Source organism: Actinoallomurus sp. NPDC050550, from assembly GCF_040655075.1.
GTDB lineage: Bacteria > Actinomycetota > Actinomycetes > Streptosporangiales > Streptosporangiaceae > Actinoallomurus.
In genome coordinates this window covers 56004-67434 of the sequence record NZ_JBFAJC010000028.1, presented here as the reverse complement: position 1 = coordinate 67434, position 11431 = coordinate 56004, and the positions used below count along the sequence as shown (strand labels likewise).

The 11431-nt window shown below is 70.9% G+C and carries 10 protein-coding genes; 6 read left to right on the top strand and 4 right to left on the bottom strand.

The window, feature by feature from the left end:
- Positions 1-13 precede the first annotated feature (13 nt).
- Positions 14-4255, top strand: coding sequence for an FtsK/SpoIIIE domain-containing protein (locus AB0I04_RS32485; RefSeq protein ID WP_360893062.1), 4242 nt, complete (start codon positions 14-16; stop codon positions 4253-4255).
- Positions 4256-4321: 66 nt separating this feature from the next.
- Here the strand turns inward: AB0I04_RS32485 and AB0I04_RS32480 are convergent, their stop codons facing one another.
- The 3 genes from AB0I04_RS32480 to AB0I04_RS32470 form a co-directional block, all read right to left on the bottom strand.
- On the bottom strand, positions 4322-4591 hold the full coding sequence (locus AB0I04_RS32480; protein ID WP_360893059.1) for a WXG100 family type VII secretion target: 270 nt from the start codon (positions 4589-4591) through the stop codon (positions 4322-4324).
- 429 nt (positions 4592-5020) lie between these two features.
- Entirely contained in the window at positions 5021-6271 is a 1251-nt protein-coding gene (locus tag AB0I04_RS32475) for an MFS transporter (RefSeq protein WP_360893056.1), read from the bottom strand.
- Positions 6272-6546: 275 nt separating this feature from the next.
- The gene (locus AB0I04_RS32470) at positions 6547-7155 is read right to left on the bottom strand and encodes a hypothetical protein (protein WP_360893053.1); all 609 of its coding nucleotides are present in this window, start codon (positions 7153-7155) and stop codon (positions 6547-6549) included.
- A gap of 113 nt (positions 7156-7268) precedes the next feature.
- Between AB0I04_RS32470 and AB0I04_RS32465 the strand changes: the two genes are divergently transcribed.
- From AB0I04_RS32465 to AB0I04_RS32455, 3 genes are all read left to right on the top strand, one after another.
- Positions 7269-7706 (top strand): hypothetical protein, encoded by a 438-nt coding sequence (locus AB0I04_RS32465; protein WP_360893050.1) that lies wholly within the window; start codon positions 7269-7271, stop codon positions 7704-7706.
- A 95-nt stretch (positions 7707-7801) separates the two neighbouring features.
- Complete coding sequence (locus tag AB0I04_RS32460) at positions 7802-8527, top strand: class I SAM-dependent methyltransferase (protein WP_360893048.1); 726 nt, start codon at positions 7802-7804, stop codon at positions 8525-8527.
- A 139-nt stretch (positions 8528-8666) separates the two neighbouring features.
- Positions 8667-10427 (top strand): biotin carboxylase N-terminal domain-containing protein, encoded by a 1761-nt coding sequence (locus AB0I04_RS32455; protein ID WP_360893045.1) that lies wholly within the window; start codon positions 8667-8669, stop codon positions 10425-10427.
- Between the two features lie 53 nt (positions 10428-10480).
- On the opposite strand, the gene AB0I04_RS32450 is transcribed toward AB0I04_RS32455, so the two are convergent.
- Positions 10481-10777: a YceI family protein gene (locus AB0I04_RS32450; RefSeq protein WP_360893042.1), complete on the bottom strand. Its 297-nt coding sequence runs from the start codon at positions 10775-10777 to the stop codon at positions 10481-10483.
- A 51-nt stretch (positions 10778-10828) separates the two neighbouring features.
- On the opposite strand from AB0I04_RS32450, the gene AB0I04_RS32445 reads away from it, so the two are divergent.
- The gene (locus AB0I04_RS32445; RefSeq protein ID WP_360893039.1) at positions 10829-11047 is read left to right on the top strand and encodes a helix-turn-helix domain-containing protein; all 219 of its coding nucleotides are present in this window, start codon (positions 10829-10831) and stop codon (positions 11045-11047) included.
- Positions 11048-11111: 64 nt separating this feature from the next.
- Positions 11112-11336 carry a hypothetical protein gene (locus AB0I04_RS32440; RefSeq protein ID WP_360893036.1) on the top strand — a complete coding sequence of 75 codons (225 nt, stop codon included), beginning with the start codon at positions 11112-11114 and terminating at the stop codon, positions 11334-11336.
- The last annotated feature ends 95 nt before the right edge of the window (positions 11337-11431 follow it).

Sequence of the window (11431 nt, the reverse complement as noted above, 5' to 3'; positions counted from 1 at the left end):
GGCGGGCGGGCGCATGCTCGACCCGGCCACGCCCGCCGCGCGGATGCTGCGCGACGGCGCGCTCGTGGCCCTCGACCCGGCCGACGCCGTCGCGACCGTCCTGACCGAGCCCACCGGGAGCGCCGAGATCCGCGTGACCGGCGGCCCCGCCTCCGGCGCGGTGCACCGCATCGGTATCGGCGAGACCACCGTCGGCAGCGGTCCCGACGTGGACGTACGCCTCGGCGACCCGTCCGTGCCCCCGCACGCCCTGCTGATCACGGTCGAGTCGCACCGCGTCACCGTGAGCGGCCACGCCCTCGACGGCACGGTCGAGTGGCCGCCTGGCGGAGTCCTCATGGTCGGCTCGTCCGTGCTGACGTACGTCCCGTCCACCGCCCCGGACGCGCACCTGTCGCCCCTCGAGGACGGCGGGCTCGCCTACAACCGGCCGCCGCGCCTGCTGCCGCCCGAGCGGCGCTCCGCGCTCGAGGTCCCGCAGCAGCCGCCGCCGAGCCGGCGGGAACGGCTTCGCCTGCTCGGATCCCTGCTGTTCGCCGCGACCGGCGTCGTCATGGCCGTGGTCACCGGTCAGTGGTACTGGGTGCTGATGGCCCTGGCGTACCCCGTCATCCAGGTCGGCGAGTGGATCGGCGACCGGCTGTACGGCCGCAGGTCCTACAAGAAGGCGATGAAGGACTACCGGCACGCCAAGGCAGAGTTCGACGAGACCCTGGAAGCCCTGCGGCGCGCCGACGAGGACGACCGCCGCGCCCTCGCGCCCGACCCGGCCGAGGTGCTGCTGACCGCCACCGGCCCCCGGCGGCGGCTCTGGGAACGCCGCCGCACCGACGCCGACGCGCTGCACCTGCGCGTCGGCGTGGCCGACCTGCCCGCCCGCATCGAGCTCACCCCGGGCCGCGGCGGCGACACCGAGCCCGTCATGCCCGAGCCGCCCGTCGCGCGCACCGTCCCGGTCACGCTGCCGCTCGCCGACCTCGGCGTGATCGGGCTGGCCGGACCGCGCGACCGCTCCCGCGCCCTCGCCCGCTGGCTGGTCGCCCAGGCCGCCGCCCTGCACAGCCCCCGCGACCTGGCGATCGTCGTCCTGTCGTCGGACCCGGACGGCGCCGAGCACTGGAACTGGGTGCGCTGGCTGCCCCACTCCACCCCCCGCGAAGGCGAGGAGTGCGTCGCCCTCATCGGCGCCGATCCCGAGTCTGTCGCCCGGCGCATCACCGAACTCGCGATCCGCATCACCGAACGCCGCCGCGCCGCCGACGGCTCCTCGAGCGGGCTGCTCGGCGGCACCGCCCAGGGCTCCGGCCCGTACGACATCCTCCTGGTCATGGACGGCGCGCGGCAGTTGCGCCGGGTGCCCGGCATGCCCCAGGTGCTGTCCGGCGGGCCCATGGTCGGACTGCACGCCATCTGCGTCGACGACGACGAGCGCCTCCTGCCGGAGGAGTGCACCGCCGTCGCCGTCTGGGACTGGGACCGCCCCGATCACGTACGGCTGCGCGGCCACGGACTCGACTCCATCGGCCCGATCCTGGCCGACCAGGTGTCCACCGGCTGGTGCGACCGCATGGCCCGCGCCCTCGCCCCCGTACGCGACGTGTCCCGCGACGACGCCGAGTCGATGGTCCCGCGCGAGGCCCGCCTGCTCGAGATCCTCGGCATGCCGACGCCCACCGCCGCCCACGTCCAGGCGATCTGGGCGGCCGGCGGCCGTACGACCACCGCGCCGGTCGGCCTGTCCGCCGACGGAGTGTTCACCGTCGACCTGAGCGTCGACGGCCCGCACGGCCTCATCGCCGGTACAACGGGCGCGGGCAAGTCGGAGCTGTTGCAGACCGTCATCGCGTCACTCGCGGTGGCGAACCGCCCCGACGAGATGACGTTCGTGCTGATCGACTACAAGGGCGGCGCGGCGTTCAAGGACTGCGCGTCACTACCGCACGTCGCCGGCATGGTCACCGACCTCGACGGCCACCTCACCGAACGCGCCCTGGAGTCCCTCGGCGCCGAGCTGCGACGGCGCGAGGAGATCCTGCTGCACGCCGGGGCCAAGGACATCGAGGACTACTACGAGCTGTACGACGACGGCGACCCCCGCGCGGCGTCCCGGATGCCGCGCCTCGTCCTCGTCATCGACGAGTTCGCCACGATGGCCGAAGACCTGCCCGACTTCGTCGACGGCCTCGTCGACATCGGCCGCCGCGGCCGTTCCCTCGGCGTCCACCTCCTGCTCGCCACCCAGCGCCCCGCCGGGGTCGTCACCGCCGACATCCGCGCCAACACCAACCTGCGGATCGCCCTGCGCGTCACCAGCCCCGAGCACTCCGCCGACGTCATCGACGACCCGTCCGCCGCCCGGATCTCCAAGTCCACACCCGGCCGCTGCTACGTACGGTCCGGCGCCGCCGCTCCGCAAGCCGTCCAGTCGGCCCGGATCGGCGGCCGCCGCCCCGGCGCCCACACGGCGGTCCCCGCCGAGGTCGTCCCACTGCCCTGGCCGAGCCTCGGCCGACCGCTTTCCTTGAGTGAGGCCGCCGAGGACGAGGCCACGACCGTCACCGACCTCAAGGCACTCGTCGCCGCGATCCGTGAGGCCGCCGACCGCGCCGGCCTCGACGACCAGCCACCGCCCTGGCTCGAGCCGCTGCCGTCCCGCGTCACCCTCGAAGACCTTCCCGCGATCTTCACCGACCACGACGACGTGCCACCGCTCGCGTACGGCCTGACCGACCTGCCGTCCGCTCAGTCCCGCTCCGTCCTCGCACTCGACCTCGTGCACGGCGGCCACCTGTACGTCGCGGGCGCGGCCCGCTCCGGCCGCTCCACCGCCCTCCGAACGCTCGCGGGCTCCCTCGCCTCGACCGGTGGGCCCGCCGACGTCCACCTGTACGCAATCGACTGCGGCGCGAACGCGCTCCTCCCCCTGGTCGCCCTCCCGCACTGCGGCGCCGTCGTCGCCCGCGACCAGCCGGAACGCGTAGAACGCCTCCTGGCGCGCCTCCACGCCGAGGTCGGCCGCCGCCAGCAGATCCTCGCCGTGACCGGCTTCTCCTCCTTGGCCGAACAACGCACCGCCGTAGCCCCGACCGAACGCCTGCCCTGGATGCTCCTCATGCTGGATCGCTGGGAGGGCTTCGTCGCCGCCTTCGAGAACTACGACTACGGCCGCCTCATCGACTCCGTCCTGCGCCTCCTCCGCGAAGGCGCCGCCGTAGGCCTGCGCGCCGTCTTCACCGGCGACCGAACCGGCCTGACCGGCCAGGTCTCCACGGTGTTCGACGACCGCCTCATCCTGCGCATGGCCGACCCGAACGACTACACGTACGCGGGCGTCAACGAACGCCAGGTGCCGTCCGACATGCCGCCCGGCCGCGTACTCGAGCCGGTCGGGCCTGGTGGCGCCGCGCCGCGTGAGTCCCAGATAGCGTTGCTGACCGAGGTCGCCTCCGGCACCGCCCAGGTCGCGGCCCTCCAACGCCTCTCGCGCGAGGCCGAGCGGTCCTACGATCGCCCATCCCGCGCCCAGCGGCCGCTGCACGTGGACGAACTCCCGGTCCGCATCACCTATGCCGAGGCGCTGGCCTTGGACCCCGACTTCGTCGCGCCGTCCCCGCTGTGGGCGCTGGTGGGCGCGGGCGGCGACGAACTCGGCCCGGTGGGCGTCGACCTCCTCGCCGAAGGCCCCGGCTTCACCGTCGCCGGCCCACCGCGGTCCGGCCGCTCGACCGTCCTCATGACGATGGTGACGTCGCTGCTCGACCCGAAGATCGGCGAGGGCACCGTGCCGGTGGTTCTTGTGTGTCCGCGCCGGTCGCCGCTGCGGGAGCTGCGCGGCGAGCCCGGTGTGCTCGCGATGCTGGAGACGCCGGACGACGCCCACCGGTTCGAGGAGGTGGTCGGCGGGGTGAGCCGGTACGTGGTGGTGGTCGACGACGCGGAGCTCCTGGATTCGACGCCGTTCGACGACGTGCTCGTCCGCATTCTCCGGCAGGCCAGGGACGCCGAACAGGCGGTCATCATCGGCGGAACGACCCAGGACCTGGCGCGTGGCTACAGCGGCTACATCGCCGACACGAGACGCTCCCGCACCGGCGTCCTCCTCGCCGTCAACTCCCCCGACGACGGCGACGTCTTCAACCTCCGCCTCCCGCGCCAGATCTCGGTAGACGGCCCCACCGGCCGCGGCCTCTTCGTCCGCCTGGGCCAGCCCAATCCCATCCAAGCCGTCGTAGCCGCCGTGCAGGGACACCGTTGAGCGTTTTGCAGGTCAGCACGCACGCGCGGGGTGCCGCAGCCCGCGGCACCCCGTGTCGGGAAGCGACTACTTGCCGACGTTTCGGAAGCCCTCGGCTCGGCTGTTGATGTCCTTGTGCGCCTCCTGGAAGGCGATGACCATCTTGTCGAACGACGGCTTCGCCTGCGCCCATGCCTCGCGGAACCGGTTGGCGCCCGGCCCCTGCCAGATGCTCTGGCTGCTCTGAGTGTTCGAGTTGAGGTCTCTGATGATCTGGTCGAGCTCGTGGCCGTGCTTCTGGAAGAGACTGGCAAGCCTCTTCATGGCCTCGGGATCGCCGCCGTAGATGCCACCCATCAGCCATCTCCTTCCGTTCGCTGTCGCTTCCGCGTCGCTCGGTCGATTCCGATGCCCCGTCGCACCGGTGCGGGCCATGCGGGGCGACACCGCGGACGACCAGGTCGCAACAGGCCACGCTGAGCGCGGCGCTTCCCCATCGCTCCGACCCCAGGGGCGGCCCGAGCCGGCGCAGTGAGGGACGCTCCCAATCTGGAACGTGACCTCACTACTCTTAGTGGTCCCTTTTCAGATTGCCGTGCCAATTAAGCATTGACAGCCGCACCCACGGAACCCTTCCCCCTGTCCGCTTCCGGCCACCGACCTGCGACAAGATCGAACAACAGCGGCCATGACGTACATAACTCCACAGCCTGACCACCGAGGTGATATCACCGATTCTCGGACCAGTTCGGCCGACCTAAACTCACTCGTTCCCGAAAGCCGTACTCAGGACTCTTGGTGGACGGGGGTCGGCGCGTCAGGGGTTCCGGCCGGGAGGCGGCGGATCGCGGGGACCGTGAGGGCACCCAGGGCGACGAGGAACTGCAGGACGCCCGTCAACCAAAGGGCCGCGTGGGCGCCGAGTCCCGCCGCGAGCGGACCGGCCGTGGCCTGGCCGATGGGCTGACAGGCGAAGGACCCGAACCAGTCGTAGGCGCTGACCCGGGACAGGGCACCCGCGGGGACGTGGTGTTGGAGGGCCGTCTCCATGAAGGTGTTGAAGACCGTCATCCCGAGGCCGCAGAGGAGTGCGAGGCCGGCCACGGCGATGACGGGGAGGCGACCGGCGAGACCGAGGGTGGGCAGCGCACAGAGGGCGATGGCGAGCACGCCGGTACGCAGTGGGCGTCGCGGGTGGAGGTGCAGGGCTGCGATGCCACCGATGAGGGACCCGGCACCGATGACGGCCTGGATGGTGGCCCATTCCGCCGGCCCACCGGATGACCGGGCGGTGATCGCCGGGCCGAGTACGTAGAACGCCGCGAACAGCAGGTTGGTGAGCGACGCCGTGGTGACGAGCGTCAGCAGCCAGGGCCTGGAGCTGAACTCCGTCCAGCCCTCCCGCAGGTCGCGTACGACGGACTGAGCGGGTGGCGGCCGGTGCGCGGGTGGTCGTAGCCGGGTGAGCATGATCGCGCTGAGCGCGAAGGTGGCCGCGTCGGCGGCGATCGCCCATCCGGGGCCGGCCAGCGCGAGCAAGAGGCCGGCCAGGACGGGACCGGCGATCTTCCCTATCGAGATCGCCAGCCCACGCAGCGCGTTGGCCTGTTGAAGGCGCCCGCCGGTGACGATGGCGGGAACGAGGCCGGTGGACGCGGGGTTGAACACGGCGCTCGCCGCGCCGTGCACGGCTTGGAGGGCCGCCAGTTCCCAGATCGTCGCGTGACCGCTGATCAGCAACGCGGCCATCGTTCCCTGCCCGAGGAAGCGCGCCAGGTCGGCGACCACCATGATCCGGCGGCGGGGCAGCCGGTCGGCGATAACACCGCCGACCAGCAGGCCCGCGATGAGGGTGATCGTCTTAGCCGCCAAAACGTACCCGAGATCTGCGGGCGACCCGGTGAGGCCGAGGACCGCGAACGCCAGTGCGACGCCGACCATGCCGTCGCCGAGCAGCGACGCCGACTGACCGATGAAGAATCGCCGGAAGTCACGTTCTCGCAGGACGGCGAGCGCCCCGGCGGCACTCGGGCGCATTACTTCTCCCTCCGGCGTCCCGCCCCGACGATGGCACCTGCGGGCTCGTCATGGACGGATGAGAAGTTCGGTCATCGAGTACGGTCGGCGTCGCGCATTACCGGAATGGCATCGGAAATCACCATGATCGCATGCTGGTTTCCGAGCTTCTTGCTCGGCACATTGCCGGGGAGGCCTCGAAGGCAAATCCTCGAGCGGACACGGAGAATTACGGCGGGAGCCCTTGCCCTGGCGGACAGGACCAGAAACGGCCGGTGCCGCGTGAACCGCGTGCTTCAGGCTGATGGCGCTAGGCGGCCGGCGATCGTGGACAGTCGATCCAGTGTGGCCTCGACGTGGGCGAGTGGAATGCCGTCGGCATTACTCCACGTCAGAATGGACGTGCCCGAGATGCGCCACGCCTGAGCGGGCCCGTCGAGCAGAACCGGGGCCAGCTCGCGCAGCGCCCCGCCCGCCCATGTGGGGTCGTTGGTGTGGACGTGGAATCGCCCATCCACCCGCGGATCGCCGGTCTCGACACCCGGTCGCTCGGGTGGCACCGACGTGCGAGGCGTCACCTGCAGGCGCGGCACCGGAGCGGGCAGGTCAAGCAGGGCGGCGATCCAGTAGGACGAGTTCTCCCAGCCGCGGCGGCCGAAGCTGTCATCGAGGATCTCCTGCTCACGCCTGTATCCGAAGACGACCGCGGACCGGTCGCGATACGCACCGCGCATCACGTCCCACAGCCGGTGCCGGTGGCGACCGAGCACCGGGTACGGAAACGCGTCCGGGGCCCGCTCAGGTGGGTGGAACGGCTCCCCACGAAGTCGTTCGAGGAGCGCGCTTTCCTCCTTGCGCGAGATGCCGCAGGTCCAACCGCGCTCGGCAGCGAACGTCCGTGGCATGCGGTGTCTCCTGCCGAAGCGCTTCACCCGCCCGTACGATATCCCGCCTCATCGGGATTACCCGCCGCGAAGCTCTGCGGCCGGCCGGGAACGGACCGCCTACGGAGGTATGGATGATCGAGTCGGCGCAGGAGGCGGCACTCGGCAGGCTGCTGGCCGTGCGCCCGCTGATGGAGGAAGGCCCCTATGGAGGGCCGACCGACGGGCTGTGTGCGGCCATCGAAAACCTGATGGTGGTGCTGGGTTCGGAGGACATCGCGGACCTTGTCGCCGATGCCGTGGTCGCCGGGCGAACCTCGTTGGACGACGCGGATATCTATCTGGGAGTCGCCGCCTGGTCGGGCACCGAGAACGGCGCATCGATGCAACGCACCCTGGAGTCATGGTTGCGTGACGGGGAGGACGTCGTACGGGTGCACCTCGCTCTGCACTCTGAGTGCTATCCCTTTCGTGACGCGAACGAGATGGTGTCGGTGCTGAGTGATCTCGCACAGCGGTTGCCGCAGTTCCGGGAACGCTACGCGGAGCTCATCGCCTCGCGCTCCCGCTGACCTCCATGGGTGAACTCAGCATCCGAAAAAGGCGGATTCGCGCCCGTACAACACCCGATAAGCCATTTAGTGGCTGATTTCGGTACGTTGTCGTCGTGCTGGACTATGACCGCGAGGCCGCGGGGTACGACGCGTCCCGAGGTGGAGAGGCGCGGGCCGTGGCCGCCGCCGGGGCCGTCGAGCGGTTGCTGCCGGAGGACACGCGCGTTCTGTTGGACGTCGCGTGCGGCACCGGGATCGTGACCAGGCGGCTGACCCGTCCCGGGCGTCGGGTGGTCGGCGTCGATCGCTCACAGGGCATGGCCGCAGTCGCCTCGACTCGGCTGTCCGGTGCCGTGGCCCTGGGCGACGGGGCGCGTCTTCCGGTCGGGTCCGCCCGCGCGGACGCCGTCGTGGTCGTCTGGCTGCTCCACCTGCTCGACGACGCGGCGCCGGTTCTCGCCGAGGCCGCGCGTGTGCTCCGGGCCGGAGGCGTCCTGATCACCACGGTGGACAAGAACCAGGCCGCCTTCGCCGTCGACAGCGATGTCGCCGCGGTGACGGCGGCCGTGCGGAGTGCGTACGTCCCGAAGGGGCCCGACCACGTGGACCGCGTGGTCGCGTCGGCGGCCGGGCACGGTCTTCGGGTGGTCGGAGAGACGACCTTCGCCGGGATCGGGCAGGGCCGGAGTCCGCGGCAGTGGCGCGAGCGGATTCTGGAGGGCCGGATCCCCTGGGCTCGCGCGGCCGATCCGGCACGGATCGCCGATGAGCTGGCCTCGCTGCCGGACCAGGAGGTGGCTCGGCCCGACCCTCTCTACCGGCTCATCGCCCTGGCCTAAGACCCCGTGGGCGGCGACCGCCGGGACGCCCGAGCAAGTGGTTGGTTACATTGGAGATCGCCATAACCCGACGGCCCTTGAGCATGAGAGAAGCCGGGTTGCTTAAACTCGGTCGGTCGGCAAGAGCGAGGAGTCGTACGTGCGCAAGGTCCTGATCGCCAACCGGGGTGAGATCGCCGTCCGTATCGCACGGGCGTGCAGGGACGCCGGAATCGGCAGTGTCGCCGTCTACTCCGAGCCGGACCTGGACGGGCTCCACACGCGGGTCGCCGACGAGGCGTACGCGCTGGGCGGGCAGACCGCCGCCGAGACCTACCTCGACATCGACAAGCTGCTTCGGATCGCCAAGGAGAGTGGCGCCGACGCCGTGCATCCCGGGTACGGGTTCCTCGCCGAGAACGCCGGGTTCGCCGAGGCGGTGATCGACGCCGGGCTGACCTGGATCGGCCCGCCGCCGAGCGCGATCGTGGCGCTCGGCGACAAGGTGCAGGCGCGGCACATCGCGCAGAAGGTCGGCGCTCCGCTGGTCGCGGGCACCAAGGACCCGGTCGGGGGCGCCGACGAGGTCGTGGAGTTCGCTCGCGAGCACGGGCTGCCGATCGCCATCAAGGCGGCGTTCGGCGGCGGAGGCCGTGGGTTGAAGGTGGCCCGTACGCTCGAGGAGGTCCCCGAGCTGTACGAATCGGCCGTCCGCGAGGCGGTCGCCTCCTTCGGGCGCGGGGAGTGCTTCGTCGAGCGGTACCTCGACAAGCCGCGTCACGTGGAGACCCAGTGCCTCGCCGACCAGCACGGCAACGTCGTCGTGGTCTCGACGCGTGACTGCTCGCTGCAGCGCCGGCACCAGAAGCTGGTGGAGGAGGCCCCGGCGCCGTTCCTGTCCGAGGAGCAGCTGGCGACCCTGTACTCCAGCTCGAAGGCGATCCTGCGGGAGGCCGGGTACGTCGGCGCGGGGACCTGCGAGTTCCTCGTCGGCCAGGACGGCACGATCTCGTTCCTCGAGGTGAACACCCGTCTGCAGGTCGAACACCCGGTGACCGAGGAGGTCGCCGGCGTGGATCTGGTCCGCGAGATGTTCCGCGTCGCCGAGGGCGAGGAGCTGGGGTACGACGACCCGGCGCTGCGCGGGCACTCGATCGAGTTCCGCATCAACGCGGAGGACGCCGGCCGCAACTTCCTGCCCGCGCCGGGAACGATCACCCGCTGGAGCTCCCCGAGCGGGCCGGGTGTACGCCTCGACTCGGGCTTCGAGCAGGGCATGACGGTCCCGCAGATGTACGACTCGATGATCGCGAAGCTGATCGTCACGGGCGCGAACCGGACGGAGGCGCTCCAGCGTGCCCGGCGCGCGCTCGCGGAGTTCGAGGTCGGCGGAATGCCCACGGTCATCCCGTTCCACCGCACGGTCATCGAGGATCCGGCGTTCGTCGACGCGCCGTTCCGGGTGCACACGCGCTGGATCGAGACCGAGTTCGACAACACGATCCCGCCGTACGACGCGGCGGTGGAGACCGAAGAGGCCGCCGAGCGGGAGAGGGTCACCGTCGAGGTCGGCGGCAAGCGCATTGAGGTGGTGCTCCCCGCCGGGCTGGGCGCCACCGCCTCCACCGGCGCCTCCGGGTCCGGCCGTGCGACCCCGGCCCGGCGACGTGGCGGTAAGAAGGGCGGCGCGGCGGCCGCCGGTGGAGACTCCCTGGTCAGCCCGATGCAGGGCACGATCGTCAAGATCCTCGTCGAGGACGGCGCAACGGTCGAGGTGGGAGCCACCATCGTGGTTCTCGAGGCCATGAAGATGGAGCAGCCGCTCACGGCGCACAAGGCGGGCACCGTCACCGGGCTGTCCGCGGAGGTCGGCCAGACGGTCTCCAACGGCGCCGTCATCTGCGAGATCAAGGACTCCTAGAGCTCGTCCAGTAGATCGTGAGACACGCCCGGGGCGATCGCCCTGGGCGGAGACTACTTTTGCAGGACGGCCTCGATCTCCAGTGTGATCTGGACCTTGTCGCTCAGTCCGATGCCGCCGCCGGGCAGTGGGCTGTTGTCGCCGACTCCGAAGGCCAGGCGGCTGACCTCGCCGGTGGCGGTGAAGCCGGCCCGCGCGCCGGATTGCGGGTCGGGCAGGAAGTAGTCGGGGCCGAAGCCGTGCACCTGGAGGGTGAGGGGCACGCTCTGGGTCACGTCCTTGAGGGTGAGTTCGCCGTCGAGGACGAAGTCGCCGCCTTCCACATGGATGCCGGTCGAGCGGTAGGTCATCGTCGCCGGTTCAACGAGCTCAAGCGCTCGGTCGACGGCATCAGTCAGCGGATGCTCACCGTGACGCTGCGCGGGCTGGAGCGCAACGGGCTGGTCACCCGGACCATCTATCCGGTCGTCCCGCCGCGGGTGGAGTACGAGCTGACCGATCTAGGGCGGATGCTGTTGAAAGGCGCGACCGACCTCATCACGTGGGCAGAGGGCCATCTGCCCGAGATCCACGAGGCCCGGAGACGCTTCGACACCTCGCAGCCGCCACTCCCGAGCTAGGTCCTGTCCCTTCGGGGATGGATGTGATCACGGACCCCCTCGACATGGCGTCCCCGGAGAGATCTTGATGCTGACCGACCTGTACGGCGCTCGCGTGCTCGCCCTCGCTCCCGACGAGCGCCACGTGCGGTTCCGAATCTTCGTCATCCGCTACGACAGGAAGCGTCAGAGTCACCCGCCGCTTCCCGATGACCCGGCCTTCTTCCTGCGGCTGCTCTGGGAGACCGCACGGAACGGGGATCCGATCCGCGGCGAGGTCACCGCCGGCGAGGTCCGGGGGTCGGCATGACCGAGCGTGCGCGGTCACTGACGGGGCGAATGATCCTCGCGAACACTCGCCGGTAGGCTCCTGGCCGTGTGGCCAGTGCGTTTTGTCCCAGCCGT

Excerpts from the sequence above, each read along its gene's own strand:
- AB0I04_RS32480 (WP_360893059.1), bottom strand. The coding sequence starts at position 4,591 with ATGGGTGGCATCTACGGCGGCGATCCCGAGGCCATGAAGAGGCTTGCC.
- AB0I04_RS32485 (WP_360893062.1), top strand. The coding sequence starts at position 14 with ATGCTCGACCCGGCCACGCCCGCCGCGCGGATGCTGCGCGACGGCGCG.
- AB0I04_RS32445 (WP_360893039.1), top strand. The coding sequence starts at position 10,829 with ATGCTCACCGTGACGCTGCGCGGGCTGGAGCGCAACGGGCTGGTCACC.
- AB0I04_RS32465 (WP_360893050.1), top strand. The coding sequence starts at position 7,269 with ATGATCGAGTCGGCGCAGGAGGCGGCACTCGGCAGGCTGCTGGCCGTG.
- AB0I04_RS32475 (WP_360893056.1), bottom strand. The coding sequence starts at position 6,271 with ATGCGCCCGAGTGCCGCCGGGGCGCTCGCCGTCCTGCGAGAACGTGAC.
- AB0I04_RS32470 (WP_360893053.1), bottom strand. The coding sequence starts at position 7,155 with ATGCCACGGACGTTCGCTGCCGAGCGCGGTTGGACCTGCGGCATCTCG.
- AB0I04_RS32450 (WP_360893042.1), bottom strand. The coding sequence starts at position 10,777 with ATGACCTACCGCTCGACCGGCATCCATGTGGAAGGCGGCGACTTCGTC.